The sequence below is a fragment of the Methylobacterium sp. TK31 genome, from assembly GCF_055361545.1.
In genome coordinates, this window is sequence record NZ_CM143964.1 from 349,528 (window position 1) to 375,767 (window position 26,240).

Consider the following 26,240-nt stretch of genomic DNA (forward strand, 5'->3'; position numbering starts at 1 on the left):
GACGCCGTCCGATACGTCGGTGGCCTTGGAGAACCGTTCGGTCGGGGGCGCCAATAGGGGGCGACTGTCCGGGCGATCCTACCGTCCCGGGCAAGGCGAAACGCCGTCACCCGCCGGACAGCGCGGGGCGCCTCTCAGGCATCCCCTGCGTCGCGCTCTCGCCAGCGGAGCGCATCCGCGAGGGCGCGCAGGGCGGGCGGGATCTGCCGGCTGGGATAGTAGAGGTGGCAGCCCGGAAACGGCGGGCACCAGTCCTCCAGCACCTGGACCAGGCGTCCGGAGGCGAGATCGGCCGTGACGTCCGATTCCAGCATGTAGCCGAGGCCGGCGCCGGCGCGGATCGCCGCCGCCGCGAGCGCACCGTCATTGACGACGAACTGTCCGCCCGCGCGCAGGCGGATCTCGCGGTCGGCCCGCGCGAACTCCCACGGCAGGAGACCGCCGCCGCTGAGCCGGTAGGAGACGCAGTTGTGGGTCTCCAGGTCACCGGGGGTGGCGGGCCTGGGATGGCGGGCGAAGTAATCCGGGGTGCCGACCACCACCGTGCGCAGGTCGGGACCGACCCGCACCGCCACCATGTCCCCCTCGATCGCCTCGCCGAAGCGGATGCCCGCGTCGAAGCCCGCGGCGACCAGGTCGGTCAGGCGGTCGTCCACCACGACTTCCACCGAGACGGCGGGATGGTCGAGCAGGAAGCGCGGCAGCGCCGGCTCGAGGATCGTGCGCGCCGCGTAGCCGAAGGTCGTCAGCCGGAGGGTGCCGGACGGCTCGCTGCGCCAGTCGGCCAGCGCCGCCAGCCCGCGGCCGACTTCGTCCAAGGCCGGTTTCAACGAGCGGAGCAGGCGTTCGCCGGCCGGCGTCGGGGCGACGCTCCGCGTCGTGCGCGCGAGGAGGCGCACGCCGAGACGGGTCTCCAGCCCGCGCATCGCATGGCTCAGGGCCGAAGGCGACAGCCCGAGCTCGGCGGCCGCGCGGGTGAAGCTGAGCGTCCGCGCCACGGCCGCGAAGGCCGCGAGATCGTCGAGGTCTCCGCGCCGCATTGCTGAACCCCGCTCACAGACCCATCCCGTCCCGGGACGCTAATCCCCCTCCGAGGACTGCGCTACCTTGCGATCGGTGATTAGCGGGGCGCAACAATGGATCTGACGCATTATCGGACCCTCGGACGTTCGGGACTGGTGGTGAGTCCGCTCGCCCTCGGCACCATGACCTTCGGGACCGCGCGCTGGGGGCTCGACGAGGCGGGCAGCCGCGCGGTGTTCGACGCCTATGTCGAGCGCGGCGGCAACTTCGTCGACACGGCGGACGTCTATGCGGGCGGCGCCAGCGAGACCATGGTCGGCCGTTTCGTGAGTGAGCGCGGCCTGCGCGACCGGATTGTCCTGGCGACCAAGGCCGGCTTCGCCGCGGGGAACGGGCCGCATGCGGGCGGGTGCGGGGCCAAGCACCTCCACGCGGCGATCGAGGGCTCGCTGCGCCGCCTGGGGACCGACTATGTCGACCTGTACTGGCTGCACGTCTGGGACGGGGTGACGCCGGCGGAGGAACTGCTCGAGACGATGGCGGGCCTGATCCGGGCCGGGAAGACCCGCTACTGGGGCCTGTCGAACGTGCCCGCCTGGTACGCCGCCAAGCTCGCCACGCTGGCCTGCGTGCGCGGGCTGCCGGGGCCGATCGGCCTGCAGTACTTCTACTCCCTGGTGAACCGGGAGGTGGAGGACGAGCACGTCCCGTTGGCGGCCGAGTTCGGCCTCGGACTGGTGCCCTGGTCGCCGCTCGCCTACGGGCTGCTCACCGGCAAGTACGACCGCGCGGCGGTGGAGGCGGCCCCGGCCCGCGCAGGCGGCCTGCCGAGCGAGGGGCGCGACGCGGAGGCCGAGCCGACCTCTGCGAACCGGCGCCTCGACGGCGCCAACCCCTTCGGCGACAGTCTGTTCACGCCGCGCAACTGGGCGATCGTCGACGCGGTGCGCCGGGTGGCGGACGCGATCGGGCAATCGCCGGCGCGCGTCGCCCTGGCCTGGGTCGTGGGCCGGCCGGGCGTCGCCGCGAGCCTGATGGGCGTCAGCCGGGCGGAGCAGGTCGGCGACAACGTGGCCGCCCTCGACCTCGCCCTCGCGCCCGAACACCGCGCCGCCCTCGACGCGGCGAGCGCGCCCGATGCGCCGCGCCTGATCTACGATCTGTCCCGACCGGCTCTGCGCCGGCAGGTGATCTTCGGCGGGAGCCGGGTCGATGCCCCGGCCGAGCTCGTGCCGGCGACCTGAGGGGCGCGCCGCGAGGGCGGCCCCGACTCGACGTCGCCGCCCCTCAGGGGCTCGGCGCCAGCGGCTGGTTCGGGTCGGTGAGCTGGATCGTCCAGCTCTTCTGCTCGCCGGTATCGACCTCGTAGAAGCCGTTGCGGTCGAGGCCGCGGGCGAGGCAGTCCTCGACGCCGCGGATCGTGAATTCGCGGTCCTTGGTGCACATCAGCGAGCGGCCGCTCCACTCGCCGCCGCGCGTGTAGTCCACCGCGTAGACGTAGTAGAACCGCGCCGCGAGGGAGCCCCTCAGGAGCGTCTCGCAGACCTTCGGCGCCACGTCCCACCAGCCTTCCGTGACCCAGCCCTGCGGGTCGCGGTAGCCGAGCGCGATGCCGACCTTGCTGGCGGTCTGGTTGCACATGCGCAGGTCGGCATGAGCCGGTGCGGGCAGCAGCGTGACGGCCAGCAGAGCCGCGCCTGCGAGTCCACGCCTCCAGCGGAGGATCCGGACGCCGCTGCGCGCAACGGAGTCCGGCCCGCGCCTCTGGGCAATGGGAGGCACGCTCTGCCGCCACGGGCGCCCCGGGTCGGTCGGCGTGTCATACGGATCGATCGACGCCCGGCGTGAGACGCGACGGGGCTCCCTCTCCTCAAAGGAGAGGGCTGGGGGGAGGTGGGTGACCTCTCCGGATGACCCCCACACCTCACCCTGTCCCTCTCCTTCCAGGAGAGGGGACCCGCGAAGCCCGCGACAGGCGTGGGGCCCGTCCGCCATTCGGTCAGGCGCCGGTCGTGCGATGGATCGGATGTCCCGCCCGGTGTGGAGGGCGGCCCAGCCACGCGCGGTCCGGACCTCCGCGCGCTCTGAACAGAGGGGAGCGCGCGCCCGCCAGGGACGGAAACGCGAGCGTCCCATCAGGCGCGCGAACGCCCTAGCCGACGAGGATGATGCGGCAATCGTTGACATTGGTGCGTGTCGGACCCGGCTGAACGAGGTCGCCGATGGTGGCGAAGAACTTCGTCGAATCGTTGTCGGCCAGCATCGCGGCGGGATCGAGCCCGGCGGCGCGGGCGCGGGCCAGCGTCGTCGGGTCGACGAGGCCGCCGGCCGGATCGGTGGCCTCGCCGCGGCCGCCATCGGTGCCGTCGGTGTCGGCGGCGATGCCGAGGATGCCGGAGGCACCGTCCAGCGCCAGGGCGAGGGCCAGGGCGTATTCCTGGTTCGGGCCGCCATGGCCCTCGCCGCGGATCGTCACCGTGAGCTCGCCGCCGGAGATGATCGCGACCTTGCGGCCGGCCTGCGCGAGGTCGAGGGCCATGCGGGCATGCTCGGCGGCGACCTCGCGGGCCTCGCCCTCGACGTCGGGTCCGAGCATCACCGGCTCGTAGCCGGCCGCGGACGCGGCGGCGGCGGCCGCCTCCAGGGCGTCGATGGGCCGGGCGATGATGCGGTACTCGGCCCGGGCGAAGGCGGGGTCGCCGGCCTTCGGGGTCTCGTTGGCGGGATCGTTGAGGAGCGCCTTGGCGGTCTCGGGCAGGGGGATGCCGCGGCGCTCGCAGATCGCGCGGGCATCGGCCAGCGTGGTCGGATCGGGCACGGTGGGGCCGGAGGCGATCACCGCCGGGTCGTCGTGGGGCACGTCGGAGACGGCCAGCGTCAGGATCGAGCGGGCGTTGCGCGCCATCATGGCGAGGCGGCCGCCCTTGATCCGCGACAGGTGCTTGCGCACGCAGTTGATCTCGTTGATCGGCGCACCGGAGCGCAGCAGGGCCTTGGTGATGGACTGCTTCTCGGTGAGGGTGAGGTCCCCGGCCGGGGCGATCCAGTTGGCGGAGCCGCCGCCGGAGAGCAGCACCAGCACGTCGTCGTCCGGCCCGGCATCGGCGGCGATCTTCAGGGTGTCGATGGTGGCGTCGATGCCGGCCTGGTCCGGCACCGGGTGCCCGGCCTCGACCATGCGGATCATCGGGGCCTCCTCGCCGTAGCCGTGGCGGGCGACCGCCAGGCCGACGATGCGGCTCGGATCGACGCCGTGCTCCTCCCGGTAGAACCGGCTGGCCACCGCCGCCATGCTGCCGCCGGCCTTGCCGGCGCCCAGGATGAGGAGGCGGCCCGGGCCCGGGGCGGGCAGGTGGGGCACGAGGCAGCGCGCCGGGTGGGCGGCGGCGATGGCCTCGTCGAGGCAGTGGAGCAGGAGGGCGCGACGGGTGTCGGTCGAGGCGGGTGCGGTCATGGCGGGTGCGGTCATGGCGTTTCCGTATTCCGGTGGTCGATCGCAAAGGCGGCCCGGCGGTTCTCCTCCGGATTGTTGTGCCCCCGGCGAGACGCCGGATTGTTGCCGTCGCGGCGCGATCCGCGATACGTGCTGTGCCCGACGCCCGCCGCCTCGGCAAGCCGCGCCTGCGCGGGCATCCCCCGCGATGCGGCCGGGGCCTTGCATCCCGTCCGCCACCCGATGTCGCCCGCGCCCAACCGGATCGTGCCCGCCCCATGCTGCCACCGCATCCCGTCGAGACCATCCCGGGCGACCCCGCCGGGGGCCTGCTGCTGATCTGCGACCACGCCTCGAACCACGTTCCGGAGGATCTGGGCCAGCTCGGGGTGCCGGAGCACGAATTCGCCCGCCACATCGCCTACGACATCGGCGCCGCCGCCGTGACGCGCCGGCTCGCCGCGGAGCTCGGCGCCCCCGCGATCCTGACCCGGTTCTCGCGGCTGATCATCGACCCGAACCGGGGCCGGGCCGACCCGACCCTGGTGATGCGCCTCTCCGACGGGGCGGTGGTGCCGGGCAACGCGCGCATCGACGAGGCCGGCAAGGCCGAGCGCGTCCGGCGCTTCTACGAACCCTTCGACGCGGCGATCGAGGCCGGGATCGCGCGGGCCGAGGCCACCGGCGTGCGACCCGCCATCGTCACCATCCACAGCTTCACGCCCTATTGGCGCGGGGTGCCGCGCCCCTGGGAGGTCGGCATCCTGTGGGACCGGGACGACCGCATGAGCGCCCCGCTGATCGCCGGCCTGCGCGCCGACCCGGCCGGGCTGACGGTGGGCGACAACGAACCCTATGGCGGCGGCCTGCCGGGCGACACCATCGACCGCCATGCCATGGCCCGCGGCCTGCCGAACGCGCTGGTGGAGATCCGCCAGGACCTCATCGCGGCGGAGCCGGGACAGGCCGAATGGGCGGAGCGATTCGCACGCCTTCTGCGGCCGATGCTGCCGATCCGCGCTTGACGGGACGCCCCGGCGCGCCGACCTCAGGCGCAGACTGGGAGACAGACCATGACCGAGATCGACGACGCCACCCGCACCGAACTCGAGGCCGCCGTGTTCCGGCGCCTCGTCGCCCACCTGCAGAGCCGCACCGACGTGCAGAACATCGACCTGATGAACATGGCCGGGTTCTGCCGCAACTGCCTGTCGAACTGGCTCAAGGACGCCGCCGACGCCCGCGGCCTGCCGATGGACAAGGAGGAGAGCCGCAGGCACGTCTACGGCATGCCCTATGCCGAGTGGAAGCGCCTGCACCAGCCGGAGGCGACGCCCGAGCAACAGGCGGCCTTCGCGAAAGCCGCGGCGGAGCCGCACTGAGGGTCGGGGCGGGGGTACTCAGAGCCGCTCACCAAAACCACCGTTCGCTGAATCGCCAGACGATGAGGGCTCCGGCCAGCGGCGAGGAGGCGAGAGGGTGGCACCGCCTACAGCAGGCGCTTCTCGACCAACTCGGACGCCAGAACGGTATCGACGTCAGCCATGCTTCACGCGAAAGCGTCGCGATGGCTACAAGAACGGGGGCTCGGCGACCGGTCCGAGCCCGAGCGATCTGGCAAGCCGGGCGCGACGCGCCACGCGCCGACCGATGCAAAGAGCATCCCCGTGGCGTCGAGGCGGACGGGCGCCGACGTGCCTGACAGCCGAATGTCGGAGGGGTCGCGAGGGCCGTTCCGCCAGTGCCGGGATCGGCGACGCAAGCGTCGCTCGAAGCGGCACGCCGACAAGGTCAACGACCAGCGCCGCTGTCGTCGGGCGCTGCCACGCCGCCGCATCCAGCACCGCATCGCCCGGCGCAGGATCGAGAGCAGTTCGCGGCTGGGACGTCACCGGTGGGTCCTTGAGTGGACGCTGGCCTGGTTCGCAGTTTCGCGGCTTCGCCATCCGCTCCGCGTGCCGGGACAACGGCCCGGCCTTCTGACAATCTCGCAGGTGCCGCCAGCAGGCCATGCCCGAGCCCAGCATGAACAGGACGCCGGGCAGCGCCGCGCGGTCGGAGGTTCGCGAACGCCCGCCCATCAGCTTGGCTGGTGCGCCTGACGAAAGCGGTGCGATCACGGCCCACAAGCCATTAGGGAGGAGCTATTTCGCCATCCCTTACAAGCGCACCACAGCCGGTTTTGTTCGAGGCTCTAGAGCCGGAGCCTCATCGACAAAGCCGCACTTCAACGGACGTCGGGTCGGGACGAATCGCAGGCTAAATCAACTATTTTCAGCATACAACGACAGTAAGCTATTGCAGAATCGATGATGCATGGCTATTGCCTTTATATTCTCATACTTGATTTGATTAGATGGATTATGTTGAAGGATGTGCTCGATGGGCATTCGCGTTGTGAGCATAACGTTAGTGGTCATTAGCAGCATACTAAGCATCCGAGCGGCCATCGCAGCTCAAATAAATCAATATACAATTTATCAAAATTCATATCTGAAGAATCACAAGAAATATAAGCAGTATACAACCAGAAATTGCGGCGGACCGTGCTACACGACAGATGAATGCTCGGCGGATCTCATCTGCGTTAATCCAAGATATCCTGGTGATCCTGATGAGGGAACGCATATATGCCAACGCCCTGTGGGAAGCAGCGAGCATATAAAGCAATTTGTTGATGACTCGACATATGAACTACATGCATACTAGACACTCGATACTGAGCCATAGAAGCCGATACGCCGAGTTAGATCAAAAAGATTACTACGATTATCGGACAATATCTGGTCTTTGTGGGGTAGCGAGCGGCCCACAAACTATTCCCTCATCAAATCGAAGGGTTGTTCAATGGGCGGAATTTTTATTGGGCCTTTACTTCAGGAAAAAATCAGGAATGAATCAACGTGGTTCCCGGGTAAGACGGCTGTACTGATGCAATATATCGATTGTTATTAATATGATGGAGATAAAAAACATTCACTTGGGCCAGGATTTACACTGTCTTTCAAAGACAGGACGTCTTTGATGAAGAATTCCACTGATCTGACCGTTTATGTGGAAGTCGTTCTTGAGATAGGTATTGTTTGTATCTTAAGAATAACACGCGATTTTTTGCCTGAGGATATCAGACTTGAGGTCGTAGACGATAGAATATCAATTTTTACCAGTAATTCTTGGATATACCGCTGGACCACCACCGTAATTAAAGATGGCGACCTATCAGCAATGGCATGAGGATAGGCAATCTCGACTGCACGCCGTGTTATCCAGCATGATATACCGTGTCGCAAGAGCGCCCTGGCTCGAACAGACGGAAGCCGAACTTTTCGAGTTGCTGGCCAAGACAGGTGAAAACCCTCCGTTCGAACGTCAAAATTTTGAGTTCTCAAATCTCATCGACGCTCTCTGCCAGAAACCGGGAAGATGACCTAAATCATTCGCGGGTGCGCTGGATCATCTGTTCCCAAGAGCCTTTAGCAAAACCGTTAGTGCGTTGACGAGGAGATGGCGAGACCACGCCTCCCCGACGGCCTGTGGGCGGTGATCGCACCGCTGCTGCCGCCCGCGAACGCCCGATCTCGCGCGGCGCTGCCGGGCATCCTGTTCGTGCTGCGCTGGGGCCTGACCTGCTGGCGGCGCCTGCAAGATTGTCAGAAGGCCGGGGTGCGGGACCGTCTGCAGCACGCTTGGCTCGACCGGCTCGGAGGCCAGAACGGCATCGACGTCGGCCGTACCTGCCCCGACAGCGCCGCGATTGCCGCAAGAACGGGGCGCGGCGACCGGCCCGAACCCGAGCGATCGCGGCAAGCCGGGCGCGACGTGCCACGTCCTCACCGATGCGAAAGGCATCCCCCTCGCGCTGAAGCTGGCGGGCGCGAACGGGCATGACAGCCGGACGCCGGAGCCGGTCGTGGATGCCGTCCCGCCGATCCACCGGCGCCGGGGACGCAAGCGTCTCTCGAAGCGGCCCGCCGACAAGGCCTACGCCCAGCGCCGCTGTCGTCGGGCGCTGACCCGCCGTCGCATCCGGTACCGCATCGCGGACGCGGGACCGAGCGCAGTAAGCGGCTGGGACGCCAACGATGGATCGTCGAGCGGGCGCGGGCCTGATTCGCCGAGGTCCGCCGCCTCGCCATCCGCTCCACGCGACGGGTCGGACATCCATCTCACCGTCTCCACCCTGGCCATAGCCCCGTCGTCCGGCGCTTCGTCGAACGGTGGTTTTATCGGAGGCTCTAAGATCCCGGTAAGCTTGACGGCTTATCGAGGCGGTTCCGGCGCAGCCTCCCGCGCCTCGCAGATCAGGGACTTGAGACGACCATGGCCGCATCCGCCGCACCCGCCGTCGACGCTTCCTCCGTCGCCGCCGACCAGCTGAAGAGCTTCATCGAGCGCATCGAGCGCCTCGAGGAGGAGAAGGCCGGCCTCGCCTCCGACATCAAGGACGTCTACGCCGAGGCCAAGGGCACCGGCTTCGACACCAAGGCGCTGCGCAAGATCATCTCCCTGCGCAAGAAGGACCATGCCGAGCGCCAGGAGGAGGAGGCGATCCTCGAGCTCTACATGCAGGCCCTCGGCATGGTCTGAGCGCTGCCGCCGCGCCGGGGCAGGGGCGCGACCCCGCCCCGCTAGCGCAGGGCCTTCGGGGGCGGCGCCACGGTGGCCGTCTCCGGCGACTCGCGCGGGTCGGCGTCGCGCAGGCCGGCCCAGAGCTTCCACTCCGCCCAGGCCTGCTCCAGGGCCGCCACCGCATCGTCGCGCGAGGACACCGTCGCGCCGCGTCGGAACGGCGCCGCGCCGATGTCGAGGTGCAGGCCCCAGGTCCATTGCGCCGCCGGGGCGGGATCGTCGCTGATGCAGTCGACCCGCCCGACGATCAGGGCTCCGCTCGTGATGACGTAGGTCTCCCGCGGATGGTCCTCGAGGCGGGTGTAGATCAGCTTTGCCACGATGCTTCCGAGCCTCGACCGGATGGCTGCCCGACGAAAAAAGCCCCGGAGGCGCGTGGCGCCGGCCGGGGCTTTCGCGTGCCGCGTTCGAGCCCGGCCTCAGAGGCGGGCGGTCTCGCGGCGGTTGAAGGCGAGGGCGCTCAGGGTCGCGACGGCACCGGACAGGAGGTAGACGCCGACCCAGGACAGGCCGAAGCGGCTCGACACGCTGAGCGCCACCAGCGGCGCGAAGCCGGCGCCGATCAGCCAGGCGAGATCCGAGGTGAGGGCGGCGCCGGTGTAGCGGTAGCGCGAGCCGAGATTGGCCGTCACCGAGCCCGAGGTCTGGCCGTAGGACAGGCCGAGCAGGCCGAAGCCGATCAGCACGTAGATCGTCTGCCCGAGCTCGCTGTCGCCGAAGATGATCGGCGCGGCGATGCTCGCCAGGGCGAACAACCCGATCAGGCCGGCGGCGACGCCCACCAGGGTGCGCCGGCCGATGCGGTCGGCCAGCACGCCCGAGAGCACGATGGTGCCGGCGGCCAGGAAGGCGCCCGAGCACTGCACCAGCAGGAACTCGCCCGCCGAGCGCTGGGTGAACAGGTGGATCCAGCTGATCGGGAACACGGTCACGAGGTGGAACAGCGCGAAGCTCGCCAGCGGCACCACGGCGCCGATGAGCACGAAGCGGCCATGCGTGCGCAGCAGCTCCAGCACCGGGGTCGGCTCCAGCTCCTGCATCTCGAGCATGCGCGAGAACTCCTCGGTGGCTACGAGGCGCAGGCGGGCGAAGAGCGCCACGACGTTGATCGCGAAGGCCACGAAGAACGGGTAGCGCCAGCCCCAGTCGAGGAAGTCGGCGTTGGAGACGTTGCCGAGGAAGAAGGCGAACAGGGCGCTCGCCAGCATGAAGCCCACCGGGGCGCCGAGCTGCGGGATCATCGCGTACCAGCCGCGCTGCTTCTCGGGGGCATTGAGCGCCAGCAGGGAGGCAAGGCCGTCCCAGGCGCCGCCGAGGGCGAGGCCCTGGCCGAAGCGCAGGGCGGCCAGGATCCAGATCGAGAGCGCGCCGATCTGGTGGTAGTTCGGCAGGAAGCCGATCGCCATGGTCGAGCCGCCGAGGAGGAACAGCGCGATGGTCAATTTCGCCGCGCGCCCGTGCCGGCGGTCGATCTCCATGAAGATCACCGAGCCGATCGGGCGGGCGATGAAGGCCAGGGCGAACAGCGCGAAGGCGTAGAGCGTGCCCGAGAGGGGATCGGCGAAGGGGAAGAACACGCCGGGGAAGATCAGCACCGAGGCGATGCCGTAGACGAAGAAGTCGAAATATTCGGCTGCGCGGCCGATCACCACGCCGATGGCGATCTCGCCCGGGGCGACCCGGTGGTCGCTGGAAGCCTCGTGCGCGTCGCGTTCCAGCGACCGGGAGGATGGCACTACATATTCTGCGCTCATCGGGGAAACCGTACTCGCTTCATGCGTTCGGGGCCGAATCGGGCGCGGCGAGGCGCGCGGAGCCCTGGGATGTGGGACACGTGTACGCCCTGCATTTCCTCTGCGTCAAAGCGCAGCGTGACGCGGGCCGTGACGATCGGCGCGGTCTTTTGGCGCGATGCGCCGAATCGCGGACAAGGTCGATAGCGCAGTTCGTCCCCCACCCGCTATGACCGTAGCGCTGATCAGACGCGCCGGACGCGACTTGTCAGATTGATGCAATGCAGCGAAGTGAAACCCGACGATTCCTCCCCCGGCCAATCGGGCTCGGTGGACGTCGCTCATCCGAGATGGTGCCAGACGAGTCCATGCCGGTCAAAACACTACGTACGCTCGCGCTCCTCCCGCTGTTCGGACTGCTGTCCGGCTGCAACATGGTCCTGATGCAGCCCTCGGGCGACATCGCCGCCCGGCAGCGCGACCTGATTCTGGCCTCCACCGGCCTGATGCTGCTCATCATCATCCCGGTCATCGCCTTCACGCTGCTGTTCGCCTGGCGCTACCGCGCCTCGAACACGGATGCCGAGTATGATCCCGACTGGCACCACTCGACGCAGCTCGAGGTGCTGATCTGGTCGGCGCCCCTGGTGATCGTCATCGCCCTCGGCGCGCTCACCTGGATCAGCACCCACACGCTCGATCCCTATCGCCCGCTCAGCCGCCTCGACGCCGAGCGACCGCTGCCCGCGGGGGTGAAGCCGCTGACGGTCGAGGTCGTCGCACTCGATTGGAAATGGCTGTTCTTCTACCCAGATCAGGGCATCGCCACCGTCAACGAACTGGTGGCCCCGGTCGACGTGCCGATCTCCTTCAAGATTACTTCCGCCACCGTCATGAACTCGTTCTTCATCCCCGCGCTCGCCGGGCAGATCTACGCCATGGCCGGCATGGAGACGAAGCTGCACGCGGTGATCAACCAGGCCGGCACCTACGAGGGCCTGTCGTCCAACTACAGCGGCTCCGGCTTCTCGCGGATGAACTTCAAGTTCCACGGCCGCGACCAGGCCGGGTTCGACAGCTGGGTCGCCAAGGTGAAGTCCGAGGGCAAGCCCCTCGACCGGCAGAGCTACCTCGCCCTGGAGAAGCCGAGCGAGCGCGAGCCGGTGCGCTACTTCTCCTCCGTCGAGAACGGCCTCTACGGCGCGGTGCTCAACATGTGCGTCGTGCCGGGCAAGATGTGCATGAACGAGATGATGCACATCGACGCCATGGGCGGCGCCGGCAAGGAGAGCCACGCCAACCGCGAGCGCCTCGAATACGACAACCGCTACGCCGAGCAGGGCGTCGAGGCTCCGGGCGCCACGGTCGGCGGCTCGGGCCGCGAGTCGCACAGCCGGGATCAGCCCGAGGGCATGAAGCCCAAATCGATCGCCCCGGACGTCAAGCCCGCTTCGGCGCCCGAGCATTCCGGACACGACCATTCCGGCCACGATCACTCCGGCCACGGCGGCCCCGCCGGCGACGGAAAGGACTCGAAGGGGTCCGACCCGATCGCGCCCGGCCAGCTCAATCGATAGCGCGGACGCCTCGGACGCCCGCGCCCCCCGTTCGGCACACTCCTCTCACGAGTAGGTCCCATGTTTTCCAATCCGGATCTCCAGAAGCTCCTGTTCGGGCGCCTGACGCTCGACGCCGTGCCGCTTCATGAGCCGATCCTCCTCGTCACCTTCGCGATGGTCGGCCTCGGCGGCGTCGCGGTGCTCGGGGCGCTCACCTATTTCCGCCTCTGGGGTCCCCTCTGGCGCGACTGGTTCACCTCCGTCGATCACAAGAAGATCGGCATCATGTACATCGTCCTGGCCCTCGTCATGCTGCTGCGGGGCTTCGCCGACGCACTGATGATGCGCGCCCAGCAGGCGATTGCCTTCGGGCCGAACGAGGGCTACCTGCCGCCGCACCACTACGACCAGATCTTCACCGCCCACGGCGTGATCATGATCTTCTTCGTGGCGATGCCGCTGGTGACGGGCCTGATGAACTTCGTGGTGCCGCTGCAGATCGGCGCCCGCGACGTGGCCTTCCCGTTCCTCAACAACTTCAGCTTCTGGATGACGGTGAGCGGCGCCGTGACCGTGATGGCCTCGCTGTTCGTCGGCGAGTTCGCCCGCACCGGCTGGCTCGCCTATCCGCCGCTCTCAGGGCCCGCCATGAGCCCGGGGGTCGGCGTCGACTACTACATCTGGGCGCTGCAGATCGCCGGCATCGGGACGCTGTTGTCGGGCATCAACCTCATCGCCACCATCGTGAAGATGCGCGCCCCCGGCATGACCATGATGAAGATGCCGGTCTTCACCTGGACCGCCCTCTGCACCAACATCCTCATCGTCGCCGCCTTCCCCATCCTCACGGCCGTTCTCGCGCTGCTGTCGCTCGACCGCTACGTCGGCACGCACTTCTTCTCGAACGACCTCGGCGGCAACCCGATGATGTACGTGAACCTGGTTTGGATCTGGGGTCACCCCGAGGTCTACATCCTGATCCTGCCGGCCTTCGGCGTGTTCTCGGAGATCGTCTCGACCTTCTCCAGCAAGCGCCTCTTCGGCTACGCGTCGATGGTCTACGCCACCGTCGTGATCACGATCCTGTCCTACCTCGTGTGGCTGCACCACTTCTTCACGATGGGCTCGGGCGCCAGCGTGAACTCGTTCTTCGGCATCACGACGATGATCATCTCGATCCCGACGGGCGCGAAGATCTTCAACTGGCTGTTCACCATGTACAAGGGCCGCATCCGCTTCGAGGTGCCGATGCTCTGGACGGTCGGCTTCATGGTGACCTTCGTCATCGGCGGCATGACCGGCGTCCTGCTCGCCGTGCCCCCGGCCGACTTCGTGCTGCACAACTCGCTGTTCCTGATCGCCCACTTCCACAACGTCATCATCGGCGGCGTGCTGTTCGGCATGCTCGCCGGCATCACCTACTGGTTCCCCAAGGCCTTCGGCTTCAAGCTCGACGACTTCTGGGGCAAGGTGTCGTTCTGGTTCTGGCTGACCGGGTTCTGGGTGGCCTTCATGCCGCTCTACGTGCTCGGCCTGATGGGCGTGACCCGTCGCGTCCAGCACTTCGACGACCCGTCGCTGCAGATCTGGTTCGTCATCGCGGCCTTCGGCGCCGTGCTGATCCTGTGCGGCATCGCCTCCTTCGCGATCACCCTGGTGGTCAGCTTCATGCGCCGCGAGCAGCTGCGCGACACCACCGGCGACCCGTGGGGCGGCCGGACCCTGGAATGGGCGACCGCGTCGCCGCCGCCGGACTACAACTTCGCCTTCACGCCGGTGATCCACGATCACGACGCGTGGTGGGACATGAAGAAGCGCGGCTACGCCCGTCCGCTCCAGGGCTTCAAGCCGATCCACATGCCGAAGAGCACCGCGGCCGGCATCATCCTCGGCGTGCTGAGCATCGTCTTCGCCTTCGCGATGATCTGGTACATCTGGTGGCTCGCGGCCTTCAGCTTCGCCGCCATCGCGGTCGTCGCGATCGGCCACACCTTCAACTACAACCGCGACTTCTACATCCCGGCCGACGAGGTCGTCCGGACGGAAGCCCAGCGGACGGCCCTGCTGGCGGAGCGCGTCTGAGACCATGGCAACCCACGCTTCCCCTGCCATGAACTTCGAGCCGGGCCGGAGCCCGTCGGTGGCGATCCCTCAGGTCGACCCGACGGCCTTCTACGACGCGAAAGGCGAGCATCACCCGGAAGGGAGCACGATGCTCGGCTTCTGGCTCTACCTGATGAGCGACTGCCTCATCTTCGCGGCCCTGTTCGCCACCTACGCGGTGGTGGGCCGGAACTACGCCGCCGGGCCGTCGCCGAAGGACCTGTTCGACCTGCCGCTGGTGGCGCTGAACACCTCGATGCTGCTGTTCTCCTCCATCACCTACGGCTTCGCCATGCTGGAGATGGAGAAGGGCGACCTCAGCCGGGTGCAGATCTGGCTCGCGGTGACCGGCCTGTTCGGCCTCGCCTTCGTGGGTCTCGAACTCTACGAGTTCCACCACCTGATCCATGAGGGCGCGACGCCCCAGCGCAGCGCCTTCCTGTCCGCCTTCTTCACGCTGGTCGGCACCCACGGCCTGCATGTCAGCCTCGGCATCGTCTGGCTGGTGACGCTGATGGCGCAGGTGCACAAGCGCGGCCTGGTGCCCGAGAACAAGCGCCGGCTGCTCTGCCTGAGCATGTTCTGGCACTTCCTCGACGTGATCTGGATCGGCGTCTTCACCTTCGTGTACCTGATGGGAGTCCTGCAATGAGCGCCGCGTCGAAGGCAGGACACGACGATCACGGGCACGGGCACGCCGAGGGCGGCAGCCACGGCACCTTCAAGGACTACATGACCGGCTTCGTGCTGTCGGTCATCCTGACGGCGATTCCGTTCATCCTCGTGATGGGCAACGTGATCGGCAACGACCGGATCACCGGCATCGTGATCATGATCTTCGCCGTGGCGCAGATCGTGGTGCACATGATCTACTTCCTGCACATGAACACGAAGTCCGAGGGCGGCTGGACCATCCTGGCGCTGATCTTCACCCTGACGCTGGTGATCATCACACTCGCGGGCTCCCTGTGGGTGATGTACCACCTCAACACCAACATGATGCCGCAGCACATGCATATGGGCTGATGGCCCGGTCCCTGCCGGCGGCGGCGCGGCGCTCTCCCGTCACCCTCGCCGCCATCGCCATCGCCGGGCTCGTCCTGGCGGTGGGCCTCGCGGGGTTGGGGACCTGGCAGGTCCAGCGCCGCACCTGGAAGCACGACCTCATCGCCCGGGTCGAGGCGCGCATCCACGCCGACCCGGCGGAGGCGCCGGGGCCCGAGGCCTGGAGCGGCCTGACCGCGGATGCCGATGCCTACCGCCGGGTGCGGGCGAGCGGACAGTTCCGCAACGACCGCGAAACGCTGGTCCAGGCGGTCACCGATCTCGGTGCCGGGTTCTGGGTGCTGACCCCGCTCGCCCGCGACGACGGCACCACGATCCTGATCAATCGCGGCTTCGTGCCGGGCGACCGGCGCGAGCCCGCCGCGCGGGCGGCCGGGCAGATCGCCGGGCAGACCACAATCACCGGCCTCCTGCGCCTGAGCGAACCGGGCGGCGCCTTCCTGCGCAGCAACGCCCCCGAGGCCGGCCGCTGGTACTCGCGCGACGTCGCCGCCATCGCGCAGGCGCAGGGCCTGGCGAACGCCGCCCCGTACTTCATCGATGCCGACGCCACGCCGAACCCCGGCGGCTGGCCGGTGGGCGGACTGACGGTCGTGCGGTTTCCCGACAACCACCTCGTCTACGCCGTCACCTGGTACGTCCTCGCCCTGATGGTCCTGGGCGCGGTCGGCTACACCCTGGTCGATGCCCGCCGCGGCGCGCGGCGGGCCTCGGCCTGAGATCAGGCGGCGGGAAGGCCCGCGAGCCAGGCCCCGGTCCGGGTCACGTCGGCCTGCGAGAGGCCGTGCCCGACCGGCAGGGTCTCGTGGGTGACGGCCGCGCCGTCCGCCCGCAGGCGTTCGGCCAGCGTTGCCGCATTGGCGGCCGGCACGATCGGGTCGGCGGCGCCCGAGAGCATCAGCACCGGCCGACCCGTGAGATCCACCGGCGGCGTCTCGCGCAGGGGCACCATGGCCCGCAGGAGCACCGCACCGGCCAGCACCTCCGGGTGCAGCAGGAGCAGGGCCGCGGCGATGTTGGCGCCGTTGGAGAAGCCCAAAGCCACCGGCGCGGCGAGGCCGTAGGCCCTGCGCGCCTCGGCGACGAAGCCCGCGAGGTCGGCGGCGCGGCGGCGCAGATCGGCCTCGTCGAAGACGCCCTCGGCCAGGCGGCGGAAGAAGCGCGGCATGCCGTTCTCCAGTACGGCCCCGCGCGGGGAGAGCAGGGCGGCGCCGGGCAGCAGGGTCCGGCCGAGGGGCAGGAGATCGTTCTCGTCGCCGCCGGTGCCGTGCAGGAGGAGGAGCGGCGGCCGGCCGGGGGCGGCAGCGGGCACGAAGCGATGGGCGAAGCCCAGGGATGTCTCGGTCATGGCAACCTCGGATGCGTCGGTGGGGGCGCACCCGCCCGGGTCGGGGCGGGCGCATCGGGCTAGGCGATCGGCGGCAGGTGCCCCTCGATCCGGGCCCGGTGGGGTTCGAGGAAGGCCGGCAGCTTGAGGGCGCCGCCCAGGGTCTCCACCGGCTCGTCGACGGCGAAGCCCGGGACGTCTGTGGCGATCTCGAACAGCACGCCCCCCGGCTCGCGGAAGTAGACCGAGCGGAAGTACTGCCGGTCGCGCTGCTCGGTGACGCCGAGCCCGTAGGTGCGGGTCAGGCTCTCCACCATCCGCGCCTGCTCGGCGTCGTCGGCCGCCCGGAAGGCGATGTGGTGGACCGAGCCGGCGCCCTGGCGGCCGGGGAGGAACTCGCCCACCGCCCGCAGGGTGACGAAACCGCCCTCCGGCGCGCCGCTGGCGTAGCGGATCGCCGTGCCCTCGCGCCCGGCCTCGCGGAAGCCGAACACCCCGGTAAGGATCGCCGCCGTGGCCTCGGCCGCCCTGAGGAGTAGGGTGACGCCGTGGAAACCGCGGATCGCGTGCTCCGCCGGGATCTCGGCGCCGGTCCAGGGCGCGTCGGTCTCCGCCGCCCCGGTGCCGTCTTCGATACCGACCAGGGCCAGCATCATGCCGTCGGGGTCGCGAAAGCGCAGAACCGGCTCGCCCAGCACCTGGACCAGGGCCTCGTGGCTGACGCCCTTCTCGATGAGGCGGTGAGTCCACCAGCCGATCGAGGCGCGCGGCACCCGGAAGGCGGTCTCCTGGGTCTCGCCGATCCCGACCCGGCCGGGGGCCGCGTGCGCGATCGGGAAGAAGGTTAGGATCGTGCCGGGGCGGCCGGTCTCGTCGCCGTAATACAGGTGGTAGGTGCCCGGATCGTCGAAATTGACGGTCTTCTTCACCAGCCGCAGGCCGAGGACCCGGGTGTAGAAGTCGAGGTTCCGCTCGGGCGAGCCGGAGAAGGCGGTGACGTGGTGGATGCCGTTCTGGGACATGGGACGATCTCCTTCAGGGCCGCACCGCGCCGGGGACCGGCCGTGCCGCGATGACCGGAAGATGCGCCTTGTCCTCTCGTTCGAAAATGGAAACGATGGAAACGCATCGTTTCTGAAAGGCCGCTTATGAAGCTTCCGGATTTCGAGGCCTGGGCCGTCTTCGCCAAGGTGGTGGAGACCGGCTCCTTCGGCCGGACGGCGACGGAGCTCGGCATCACCAAGGGCACCGTATCGAAGGCGGTGACCCGCCTCGAGGCGCGGATCGGCGCGCGGCTGTTCCACCGCACCTCCCGCAAGCTGGCGCTGACCGAGGCCGGTGCCTCGGCCCGGGAGGCGGCTGCCCGCATCCTGGCCGAAGGCGAGGCCGCCGAGGCCCTGGCGCAGGACGCGGCGGCGCAGCCGCGCGGCAAGGTCCGGCTCGCCGCCCCGATGTCGTTCGGCGTGCTGCACGTGGCGCCGCTGCTGCCGGACTTCCTCGCCGCGCATCCGGGCCTCAGCATCGACCTGCATCTCGGCGACGACCTGATCGACCTCGTCGGCGGCGGCTTCGACCTCGGCCTGCGCATCGCCGCGCTGACGGATTCCTCCCTGCGGGCGCGGCGGCTCTGCACCATCCACCGCTCCCTCGTCGCTACGCCGGACTATCTCGCCCGGCACGGGCATCCGGTCCATCCGCACGATCTCGCGGATCACGCCTGCCTCGGCTACGCCTACCTGCCGAGCCCCGACCGCTGGCGCTTCCTCGGTCGCGACGGCGCGGAGGCGACGATCGTGCCGGACGGCCCCCTGCGGGCTAACAACGCCGATGCCCTCGCGCCGGCCCTGCGCGCCGGCCTCGGCCTCGCGGTCCAGCCGGATTTCATGGTGTGGGAGGATCTGCGCGACGGGCGCCTGGCGCGGGTCCTGCCGGGCTGGACGCCGCCCCGGATCGACCTCCATCTCGTGACGCCGCCCGGCGATCCGCGTCCGGCCCGGGTCACCGCCGTGATCGCGTATCTGGCCCGCACCCTGTCGGCCGCGCCCTGGGCCGGGGGGCAGCAGGACGCAGCGGCCTGAAGGGCGTCGGACGGGAAGCGACCCGGTTCCGCCGACGCTCCGGCGCCGGGCTCAGCCACTGCGAGGACGCCACGGGTCCCTTCCGCCAAGCGGTCAGGGGGCGCCGTCGCCTCGGTCATCGATCGCCCCGCGTCCCCGACCGATCGGACGGGCCCGGCTCGGGCGGGATTCCGCCGAGACCGCGATCAGGCCTCGGCGATCTCCAGTGTCAGGCCGCGCCCGCGCAGCACCTTGTCGAGGCGCTGGTGCATTTCTGGGCAGAGCCGGTTCACGCGGAGATGCAGGGTGTCGCCCTGCGGCGTGCCGGTGACCCAGAGGCGGTAGCGCAGGCCCTCGTCCCGGAGCTGCTCCAGCAGACGCTCGGAGGCAATCCGGTTGGCCTCGTTGTTCATCGCGATGAGGCGTGCATCCATCTCGGTCTCTCCTGCTTCAGGAGTGCAACGCACAGCGCGGCACTTTTCGTCCCTCCCCCCTGGATTCGTGGTGAAGGGCGGCTGATCCCGCCCTGCGCCGGATGCATGGCCGGGACGGCCGCCGGCAGGAACGGACGGCGAGAAGCAGGCGCGAATCGCGGGCGTTGCCGGAAGGCGGAGGCGCGTGGGGCGCGCGACGGCGGGGGCGACGGCGTTGCCGGCCAGGGCCTGTGCGGTTCGACCCGGAGCGGCCGTCGAAAATCACCCGCGCCTAGAAGCCGGGGAGGACGCAGTGCGCCGGGGCGCGGATACACGCCCCGGCCGCCGGGAGGATCAGAAGACCTCGTCGGTGTGGACGTCGAAGCGCGCGAGGTGCGCGTAGCCGAAATTGGTGGTGATCGCCACGTCGGTCGCGTCGCGTCCGCGCGCCATCACGATCCGGCCGATGCGCGGCGTGTTGTGGCGGGCATCGAAGGTGTACCAGGTCCCGTCGAGATAGGCCTCGAACCAGGCCGAGAAATCCATCGGGTCGGGCACCGGCGGGATGCCGATATCGCCGAGATAGCCGGTGCAGTAGCGGGCCGGAATGTTCATGCAGCGGCAGAACGCGACGGCCAGATGCGCGAAATCGCGGCAGACGCCCTGGCGCTGCATGAAGCCGTCCCAGGCCGTCCGGGTGGCGTCGGCGCACATGTAGTCGAAGCGGATGCGGTCGTGGACGTAGTCGCAGATCGCCTGGACCCGGCCCCAGCCCGTCGGCGTGCCGCCGAACAGCGACCAGGCCGTCTCCGAGAGCTTGTCGGTGTCGCAGTAGCGGCTGCCCAGAAGGTAGACGAGCACGTCGTTGGGCAGGTTCTGCACCTCGATCTGCTGCGCATAGGGCGCGTAGGCGTCGGGCAGACCGGAATCCTGGACAACGAAATCGGCGGAGATGGTCAGCCGGCCGGGGGGCGTGACGATGCGCGTGCAGATGTTGTCGAAGACGTCGCGATAGTCCTGGAATGGGATCGGCGGATCGAAATTGATGACGTGCGGGGTCAGAACGTCCGGCATTCGCGAGGGGTGCACGCTCAACGCGAGGATCATCGGCGTTGGCTGAACCGATTCGAAGGCGATGTCGAACCCAGTCCTGATCTTCATGTCCACCACCTGATCCTGTCGAGAAACACACGCTCTTCATCTACGGCCGGGCGGCGGCCGCCCCGCTGCGTCAACGCGCCAAGTTCGGTTCCGTCGCCCGAGGCCCCCCAGCCCCCGGCTCGACTTCATCGACATGGACGCTCACCGTCATGCCCAGGTCGTCCGCCGGAAACCCGAAGAACGACCCGTGCAGCGGCACCGCCTGGCGCGGGTCCCGCGCCACTGCGACCCGGATCAGATCCCGGTTTCCGACGATGCCGTTCGTCGGATCGAACTCGATCCAGCCCGCGCCGGGCAGGTAGACCTGCACCCAAGCATGAGTCGAGCCACCGCCGACGTGGCGGTCGCGATCCCCGCGTGGGTTGTAGAGGTAGCCGGAGACGAAGCGGGCCGCCATGCCCAGGGCGCGCACGGCCTCGATCATCAACACCGCGAAATCGCGGCAGCTTCCGCGCTTGAGGCGCAGCGTGGTGACCGGGTCCTGCACGCCCTTCTCGGAGCGGGCGAGATACGCGAAGTTGCGCCGGACGCTGCGGGTCATCTCCGCCAGCAGCTCCTGGGTGCCGATGCGTCCGGCCGGCGGCACGAAGCTGCGGGCCCAGGCATCGACCTCGTTGCGCGGGTCGGCGTACTGGCGCTCCATCGAGCGGCTGAGATCCGGGATGTCGTCGGCGCTGTAGCCGAACGGGTAGTAGGCCGCGTGGGCGGCGATGGGGAAGTCGGGCGTCGATTCCGGCGTGTGGTCGAGGGTGATCCCGCATTCGAAGGTGAGCTGCGCGGCCCGGCCGGTGAAGGAGGCGACCGCCACGCAGTTGCCGAAGACGTCGTGGAGCCAGCGCAGGCCGCTCGGCTCCGGCGTGATCTTCAGGGTCGACGAGATCAGGCGCTGGTCGTAGCTGTCGCGCGGCCGGTACATGATGCGGTGCTCACCGAAGGCCACCGGCTGCCGGTAGCGGTAGGTGGTGAGGTGGCGGACGGAGAGAATGGGCAAGGCGAGGGGCTCCACCACGCCAACGGAGCGCGGTCTGGTCGGCACGGACGCTGGGTCTGGGAATGCAAGTCACGCGCCGGGGTTGTTCCGCGCCGGGATTTTCGCGCGGAACGGCTTGCACCCGGCTACATGCGCCCGGACGCGCCGGGAGTCACCCGGCACGAGGCACACGCCGTCAATCGGGCGCCCGGGCCGTCCTCAGCGGACCCGAAGGCCCGCCCTCGGGCTCCGTGCCTCAGGAAACGATCGGCTGGGGCGCGCTCGTGGCCAGTTCGGCCTCGGCGAGGAGGTCGAAGGGACGCCACGGCTTCGGGATGAAGACCGCCTGCTCCGGCAGGGTGCCGGGCCGCGCGGCCCGCCGTCCCGAGGTGACCACCATGCGTGCCGCCGGCCAGAGCAGGGCGACGGCCGAGGCCAGCTGCACGCCGTCCATGGCGCCGGCGAGGCTGACATCGGCGAAGACCAGGGCGACGTCGCCGCCGCGCTCGCGCATAATGGTCAGGGCCGCCTCGGCGCTGTCGCAGCCGATGGCGGTGAGTTCGGTGTCGCTCAGGAGGGCTTCGGCCAGGGCGCGCGTCGCGGCGTCGTCCTCGACCACCAGGGCGAGCTTCGAGGGCCGCGTCCGGTCCCGGGCCGGCACGGCGGCAGGCTCCGGCTGGACCTTGCGGACGAGCACGGCGAGGTGCTCCGGCACGCCCTCGGCGATCAGGTCGTCGTAGAAGGCGGCGAGGGCCTGGCCGATCCGGTCCAGGGACAGGCCGGGACTGAGCGTGTCCGCGAGCGATGTCCGGCTGACGGCGGACGGGGAATCCGCGTTCGTACCTTTTGGGTCCGGCAAGCAGGGCCTCCGCGGTTCGTGTCTCGGGACGAACCCGGGCGTGGGCTCGCCGACATTAAAGCCGGGAGACCACGGTCAGTTGCGGTAAATCATCCGCGACACCGCGCGCCCTGTGCGTTTCATCATCCGTCGCGGGTGGATCAGTCCACCGCCGCATCGGCATAGGCGAGGATGCCGGCGACCGAGCGGACGTCGCGGTAGCGCTCGCCGCGGGTGCTCATCATGGCCTCGAACTTCTCGTGCACCTGCGCCACCGACAGGCTGACCGCCTTCCGGCGCCCGCGCTGCGCGGCGAAGAAGATCGTCTTGTTGGCGCGGGCCGGGCCGGGCAGCATCGAGGCGGCGGCGGCCTTGGGCTTGTCGACCACGGTGGCGAGGAAGTCCTCGGCATCGTCGGGGCCGAGGAAGTGGGCCAGATAGACCTCGCCGAGGGTGAGTTCGCGGCCGATGCGCAGGGCGATGCGGGCGGCGTCGCGCTTCAGCATCTCGCCGGCCATCAGGGCGGAGAGGTAGGGGTCGCGGCGCATCTCCAGGATGCGGGTGCGCTCGGCGGCGTCGGCCACGGTGGGGCGGCCGTTGTCCCCGGCGACCACCAGGGCCGCGTCGGCGGCGAGGCCGTATTTGGGGCCGAAGTCGCGCACGACCCCGAACCAAGTCCGCTCGATGAACTGGAACAGGCCGGTGGCCGACGAGGTCTGGGCCTGCACCTCGGTCTTGAAGCTCGATTCCTTGTCGGCCACCGCCATCAGCAGCACGGGGTCGGTCTGTACCGCCTGGGCGGCACGGACGATCTTCTGCACGAGGTGGCGGCGGATCTTCATCGGCCCGAATTCGAGGACCTCGTTCGGGTCACCGACCGAGCTCTCGGTCAGGAGGTAGTCGTAGGAGACGCGGTCGACCGCGTTGGAGCCGAGCTCGGTGTCGAGGTCGTGTACCGGCGCGAAGGCGGAGGAGGCGGTGATGACGGCGCGCGACGCCGGCGCGGTCGCCTGGGCGGAGGCCTGCAGGATCACCGGCACCGGCTGGATGCGCGGGCGCGGCATGGTGATCTCGGTCATCGCGTGGGCGGACTGGACCACGCCGGTCTCGGGCCCGACGCCGTAGGACAGGACCGCGCCGAGGCCACCGGCCAGGAGGAGCATCGAGAGGACGGAGCGGGTGAGGGCGGGGCGGCTGCCGTGGTCGCGGCCGACGCGGGCCCCGAGGGTCAGGGCATCCGAGGCGGGCGAGCCGGACCCGAAACCGGAGCGCGGCGCGAGCGAGCCCTTGGCGAAGACGGTCCGTGACGATCCGACGTTTCGACCCTGCATCTGCGCGACCCAACCCCGTTCCCTGGCGACGGGTTGAGATTAGCTTGACAGATGTGGCGACAACACGGCCCAGTTTGGGGCAATCCCGTGGCAAATTCGGCACGGTGTCCAGAGCGTTTTCGCACATCGCGGCGCGGTCTCGGGCCGGGGAAAACGCCGAATGCGGCCATGCCTGAGCACGACCGCCGCGGAAGATCTAACGGAAAGGAATGGTACCACTGCCCCGGCTCGAACGGGGGACCTCTTGATCCACAATCAAGCGCTCTAACCAACTGAGCTACAGCGGCACTGCGGGCGATCTATCCCGAGCCGCGCCGCATTTCAAGCCGCCTTCGGCCGATCCTCGGCAAAAGTGTGGGCCGTCCCCCGCCCGAGGCGGCGCGGCCGCTCCGTCGGGGGCCGGACCTGTCGACGCGGAACGGGCGGGCAGGCTAAGCAGGGCGCGGGTCCGTCTCCCGCGCGCGCTCCGCCCGGCGCCCGCCCCCGACACCGGTCGATGCCACCGCCACCCGCTCCCCCCCGTCCGCCCGTCGCCCAACAGGTCCTCGTGCAGGCGCCGGGGCAGCTGCGTGCCCTGGTCCGCGGCAGCGAGATCGGCCTGATCGTGCTCGCTGCCCTGATCGGCTGCTGCGGCGGGGTGGCCGTCGCCGGGATGAACCGCGCGACCCAGGCCATGCGCGAGCTGCTCTACGGCCTGCCGCCGGGCCTGCGCCTCAGCGCCGCCACCGACATTCCCCCGCTGGTGATGCTGCTGGCCCCGGCCTTCGGCGGCGTGCTGCTGGCCCTGTTCACCCTGGCCCTGCGCTGGCAGCGGCGGCCGCGCCGGGCGGTGGTCGACCCGATCGAGGCCAACGCTTTGCATGGCGGCCGGATGTCGATCCGCGATTCCACCGTGGTGGTGATCCAGAACACCATCTCTAACGGCAGCGGCATCTCGGTGGGGATGGAGGCGGCCTACACCCAGTTCTGTGCGGGGCTCGCCTCCCGCCTCGGCCTGTCCTTCGAGCTGCGCCGGGCCGACCAGCGCACCCTCGTCGGCTGCGGCGCGGCGGCCGCCATCGCGGCGGCCTTCGGCGCACCGCTGACGGGGGCGTTCTACGCCTTCGAGCTGATCATCGGCACCTACTCGATCGCGACCCTGACGCCGGTCGTGGTCGCCGCCCTGTGCGGCAGCGTCGTCGCCCGGACCCTGGTGGCGCAGACCGCCCTCGTCACCGTCGAGCGGGCCGATGCCGTCACCACCACGGTCCTGACCACCCTCGACACCGTGCCGAGCCTCGTCCTCGGGCTGATCTGCGCCGGGCTCGGCATCCTGATCATGCGCGGCGTGACCCTGGTGGAGGCGGGTTTCCGCGCCACCCGCTTGCCGACCCTGTGCGTCCCGATCCTCGGCGGGTTCTGCGTCGGCGGCCTGGCGCTCCTCGCCTCGCCGCAGGTGCTCTCCGGCGGGCACGGGGCGCTGCACCTGCACCTCGACGCCCACGGCACCACCGCGGGCCTCTCCGCCCTGATGCTGCTGTTCGTCGCCAAGGCGACCGCCTCGGCGATCTCCATCGGGTCGGGCTTCCGCGGCGGGCTGTTCTTCGCCTCGCTCTTCCTCGGGGCGCTGGCAGGGGAGATCTTCGCCGCCGGTATGCCGCTGATCCTGCCCGGCCTCTCCGCCTTCGGGCTGACCCCGCTCGCCTACGCGGTGATCGGCATGAGCGCCCTGGCCGTGGCGGTGATCGGCGGCCCGCTGACCATGACCTTCCTCGCCCTCGAACTCACCGGCAGCTTCCCGATCGCCGGCCTCGTTCTCGTGGCGGTGATCGCCTCGTCCCTGACGGTGCGCAAGACCTTCGGCTATTCCTTCGCCACCTGGCGCTTCCACCTGCGCGGCGAGAGCATCCGCAGCGCGCACGACGTCGGCTGGATCCGCACCCTGACGGTGGGCAAGCTGATGCGCCGCGAGGTGCCGATGGCGCCCCTCGACCAGACCCTGGCGAGCTTCCTGCGCAAGCACCCGCTCGGCTCGCCCTCGCGGGTGGTGATGGTGGACGGGGAGGGGCGCTATGCGGGGATCATCCTGGTGCCGGAGGCCCACGCGGCCCTCCGGGAGGCGGAGGACGCCTCGCCCGATCTCGCCGGCCTGCTGCGCCACACGGAGGACGTCCTCACCGCCGACATGAACGCCAAGGTCGCCACCGCGATCTTCGACCGGACCGAGAGCGAGGCCCTGGCGGTGGTCGAGGACCTGAAGACGCGCAAGGTCATCGGCTTCCTCACCGAGAGCCACACCCTGAAGCGCTACAGCGAGGAGCTGGACCGGCAGCGCCGGGCGGTGCTCGGAGAGGCGGGCTGACGGCGGTCAATCCGTCCGGCCGGTGATCCGGCGCCAGCCGACATAGCCGAAGGCGAGCAGGCTCGCCCCGCCCATCATGACGAGGCTCCAGCCCCAGTCGGACGGCAATTGACCGTCCACCGGCCGCAGGACCTGGCCCGAGGCCAGAACGGCCCCGAATCCGGTGACGATGGCGGAGACCAGAAGCCCCAGACTGATCCCGATACCCATGGGGCGATCGTCCTCTCGAAAGATTGGGGCCGGCCGCCCCTCGCGAG

Annotated in this window: 25 protein-coding genes, 1 tRNA gene and 3 pseudogenes; 14 read left to right on the forward strand and 15 right to left on the reverse strand. The window is 69.4% G+C overall.

The window, feature by feature from the left end; all coding sequences use genetic code 11:
* Positions 1-134: 134 nt before the first annotated feature.
* A complete protein-coding gene (locus ACXJY8_RS01535) occupies positions 135-1,040 on the reverse strand; it encodes a LysR family transcriptional regulator (RefSeq protein ID WP_463775467.1) in 906 nt (301 codons plus the stop codon).
* Between the two features lie 141 nt (positions 1,041-1,181).
* Between ACXJY8_RS01535 and ACXJY8_RS01540 the strand changes: the two genes are divergently transcribed.
* Positions 1,182-2,267, forward strand: a complete 1,086-nt coding sequence (locus ACXJY8_RS01540) for an aldo/keto reductase (protein WP_463775470.1) — start codon at positions 1,182-1,184, stop codon at positions 2,265-2,267.
* Positions 2,268-2,310: 43 nt separating this feature from the next.
* Here the strand turns inward: ACXJY8_RS01540 and ACXJY8_RS01545 are convergent, their stop codons facing one another.
* Positions 2,311-2,712 (reverse strand): DUF1036 domain-containing protein, encoded by a 402-nt coding sequence (locus ACXJY8_RS01545; RefSeq protein ID WP_463780278.1) that lies wholly within the window; start codon positions 2,710-2,712, stop codon positions 2,311-2,313.
* A 463-nt stretch (positions 2,713-3,175) separates the two neighbouring features.
* The gene (locus ACXJY8_RS01550) at positions 3,176-4,492 is read right to left on the reverse strand and encodes a glycerate kinase type-2 family protein (protein WP_463775473.1); all 1,317 of its coding nucleotides are present in this window, start codon (positions 4,490-4,492) and stop codon (positions 3,176-3,178) included.
* Between the two features lie 242 nt (positions 4,493-4,734).
* Between ACXJY8_RS01550 and ACXJY8_RS01555 the strand changes: the two genes are divergently transcribed.
* The 3 genes and pseudogenes from ACXJY8_RS01555 to ACXJY8_RS01565 all read left to right on the forward strand — a co-directional run.
* Positions 4,735-5,481, forward strand: a complete 747-nt coding sequence (locus ACXJY8_RS01555; protein ID WP_463775477.1) for an N-formylglutamate amidohydrolase — start codon at positions 4,735-4,737, stop codon at positions 5,479-5,481.
* A gap of 48 nt (positions 5,482-5,529) precedes the next feature.
* The gene (locus ACXJY8_RS01560; protein ID WP_463775479.1) at positions 5,530-5,838 is read left to right on the forward strand and encodes a DUF1244 domain-containing protein; all 309 of its coding nucleotides are present in this window, start codon (positions 5,530-5,532) and stop codon (positions 5,836-5,838) included.
* A gap of 83 nt (positions 5,839-5,921) precedes the next feature.
* Positions 5,922-6,393 (forward strand): annotated as a pseudogene (locus ACXJY8_RS01565) (IS5/IS1182 family transposase); the annotation flags it as partial.
* Positions 6,394-6,414: 21 nt separating this feature from the next.
* Here the strand turns inward: ACXJY8_RS01565 and ACXJY8_RS01570 are convergent.
* Positions 6,415-6,585: pseudogene (locus tag ACXJY8_RS01570) on the reverse strand (IS5/IS1182 family transposase); the annotation flags it as partial.
* Positions 6,586-7,480: 895 nt separating this feature from the next.
* Between ACXJY8_RS01570 and ACXJY8_RS01575 the strand changes: the two are divergent.
* From ACXJY8_RS01575 to ACXJY8_RS01585, 3 genes and pseudogenes are all read left to right on the forward strand, one after another.
* Complete coding sequence (locus tag ACXJY8_RS01575) at positions 7,481-7,690, forward strand: hypothetical protein (RefSeq protein ID WP_463775482.1); 210 nt, start codon at positions 7,481-7,483, stop codon at positions 7,688-7,690.
* A 270-nt stretch (positions 7,691-7,960) separates the two neighbouring features.
* Positions 7,961-8,695: pseudogene (locus tag ACXJY8_RS01580) on the forward strand (IS5 family transposase).
* Between the two features lie 81 nt (positions 8,696-8,776).
* On the forward strand, positions 8,777-9,043 hold the full coding sequence (locus tag ACXJY8_RS01585; protein WP_056180857.1) for a DUF2312 domain-containing protein: 267 nt from the start codon (positions 8,777-8,779) through the stop codon (positions 9,041-9,043).
* A 41-nt stretch (positions 9,044-9,084) separates the two neighbouring features.
* Here ACXJY8_RS01585 and ACXJY8_RS01590 read toward each other — a convergent pair whose 3' ends face one another.
* Both ACXJY8_RS01590 and ACXJY8_RS01595 read right to left on the reverse strand, forming a co-directional pair.
* The gene (locus ACXJY8_RS01590) at positions 9,085-9,405 is read right to left on the reverse strand and encodes a hypothetical protein (RefSeq protein ID WP_463775487.1); all 321 of its coding nucleotides are present in this window, start codon (positions 9,403-9,405) and stop codon (positions 9,085-9,087) included.
* Between the two features lie 99 nt (positions 9,406-9,504).
* Positions 9,505-10,839, reverse strand: a complete 1,335-nt coding sequence (locus tag ACXJY8_RS01595; RefSeq protein WP_463775490.1) for an MFS transporter — start codon at positions 10,837-10,839, stop codon at positions 9,505-9,507.
* A 347-nt stretch (positions 10,840-11,186) separates the two neighbouring features.
* On the opposite strand from ACXJY8_RS01595, the gene cyoA reads away from it, so the two are divergent.
* The 5 genes from cyoA to ACXJY8_RS01620 are packed head-to-tail and all read left to right on the forward strand — an operon-like array spanning position 11,187 to position 16,264.
* On the forward strand, positions 11,187-12,395 hold the full coding sequence (gene cyoA / locus ACXJY8_RS01600) for a ubiquinol oxidase subunit II (RefSeq protein ID WP_463775494.1): 1,209 nt from the start codon (positions 11,187-11,189) through the stop codon (positions 12,393-12,395).
* Positions 12,396-12,455: 60 nt separating this feature from the next.
* Positions 12,456-14,459, forward strand: coding sequence for a cytochrome o ubiquinol oxidase subunit I (gene cyoB / locus ACXJY8_RS01605; RefSeq protein WP_463775497.1), 2,004 nt, complete (start codon positions 12,456-12,458; stop codon positions 14,457-14,459).
* 28 nt (positions 14,460-14,487) lie between these two features.
* Positions 14,488-15,132, forward strand: a complete 645-nt coding sequence (gene cyoC, locus ACXJY8_RS01610) for a cytochrome o ubiquinol oxidase subunit III (RefSeq protein ID WP_243214495.1) — start codon at positions 14,488-14,490, stop codon at positions 15,130-15,132.
* On the forward strand, positions 15,129-15,506 hold the full coding sequence (gene cyoD, locus ACXJY8_RS01615; protein WP_463775500.1) for a cytochrome o ubiquinol oxidase subunit IV: 378 nt from the start codon (positions 15,129-15,131) through the stop codon (positions 15,504-15,506). The genes cyoC and cyoD overlap by 4 nt, the downstream gene beginning before the upstream one ends.
* The gene (locus ACXJY8_RS01620; protein ID WP_463775502.1) at positions 15,506-16,264 is read left to right on the forward strand and encodes an SURF1 family protein; all 759 of its coding nucleotides are present in this window, start codon (positions 15,506-15,508) and stop codon (positions 16,262-16,264) included. The genes cyoD and ACXJY8_RS01620 overlap by 1 nt, the downstream gene beginning before the upstream one ends.
* A gap of 2 nt (positions 16,265-16,266) precedes the next feature.
* Here ACXJY8_RS01620 and ACXJY8_RS01625 read toward each other — a convergent pair whose 3' ends face one another.
* Together ACXJY8_RS01625 and ACXJY8_RS01630 are read right to left on the reverse strand one after the other, a co-directional pair.
* The gene (locus tag ACXJY8_RS01625) at positions 16,267-16,893 is read right to left on the reverse strand and encodes an alpha/beta hydrolase (RefSeq protein ID WP_463775504.1); all 627 of its coding nucleotides are present in this window, start codon (positions 16,891-16,893) and stop codon (positions 16,267-16,269) included.
* 59 nt (positions 16,894-16,952) lie between these two features.
* The gene (locus ACXJY8_RS01630; protein WP_463775506.1) at positions 16,953-17,894 is read right to left on the reverse strand and encodes a ring-cleaving dioxygenase; all 942 of its coding nucleotides are present in this window, start codon (positions 17,892-17,894) and stop codon (positions 16,953-16,955) included.
* 126 nt (positions 17,895-18,020) lie between these two features.
* Here ACXJY8_RS01630 and ACXJY8_RS01635 point away from each other — a divergent pair, with 126 nt between their 5' ends.
* Complete coding sequence (locus ACXJY8_RS01635; RefSeq protein ID WP_463775508.1) at positions 18,021-18,950, forward strand: LysR family transcriptional regulator; 930 nt, start codon at positions 18,021-18,023, stop codon at positions 18,948-18,950.
* Between the two features lie 185 nt (positions 18,951-19,135).
* On the opposite strand, the gene ACXJY8_RS01640 is transcribed toward ACXJY8_RS01635, so the two are convergent.
* The 6 genes from ACXJY8_RS01640 to ACXJY8_RS01665 all read right to left on the reverse strand — a co-directional run bounded on the left by ACXJY8_RS01640 (position 19,136) and on the right by ACXJY8_RS01665 (position 23,929).
* Positions 19,136-19,363 carry a hypothetical protein gene (locus tag ACXJY8_RS01640; RefSeq protein WP_463775511.1) on the reverse strand — a complete coding sequence of 76 codons (228 nt, stop codon included), beginning with the start codon at positions 19,361-19,363 and terminating at the stop codon, positions 19,136-19,138.
* Positions 19,364-19,696: 333 nt separating this feature from the next.
* Positions 19,697-20,503, reverse strand: a complete 807-nt coding sequence (locus ACXJY8_RS01645; protein WP_463775513.1) for a transglutaminase-like domain-containing protein — start codon at positions 20,501-20,503, stop codon at positions 19,697-19,699.
* 70 nt (positions 20,504-20,573) lie between these two features.
* On the reverse strand, positions 20,574-21,494 hold the full coding sequence (locus ACXJY8_RS01650) for a transglutaminase family protein (RefSeq protein WP_463775516.1): 921 nt from the start codon (positions 21,492-21,494) through the stop codon (positions 20,574-20,576).
* A 235-nt stretch (positions 21,495-21,729) separates the two neighbouring features.
* Complete coding sequence (locus ACXJY8_RS01655; protein WP_463780281.1) at positions 21,730-22,251, reverse strand: response regulator; 522 nt, start codon at positions 22,249-22,251, stop codon at positions 21,730-21,732.
* A 221-nt stretch (positions 22,252-22,472) separates the two neighbouring features.
* Entirely contained in the window at positions 22,473-23,642 is a 1,170-nt protein-coding gene (locus tag ACXJY8_RS01660; RefSeq protein WP_463775518.1) for a transglycosylase SLT domain-containing protein, read from the reverse strand.
* A gap of 210 nt (positions 23,643-23,852) precedes the next feature.
* Positions 23,853-23,929 (reverse strand) — tRNA-His (locus tag ACXJY8_RS01665).
* Between the two features lie 209 nt (positions 23,930-24,138).
* Here ACXJY8_RS01665 and ACXJY8_RS01670 point away from each other — a divergent pair.
* Positions 24,139-25,983: a chloride channel protein gene (locus ACXJY8_RS01670; protein WP_463775520.1), complete on the forward strand. Its 1,845-nt coding sequence runs from the start codon at positions 24,139-24,141 to the stop codon at positions 25,981-25,983.
* Between the two features lie 6 nt (positions 25,984-25,989).
* Here the strand turns inward: ACXJY8_RS01670 and ACXJY8_RS01675 are convergent, their stop codons facing one another.
* Entirely contained in the window at positions 25,990-26,193 is a 204-nt protein-coding gene (locus ACXJY8_RS01675; protein WP_463775524.1) for a hypothetical protein, read from the reverse strand.
* Positions 26,194-26,240: the final 47 nt, after the last annotated feature.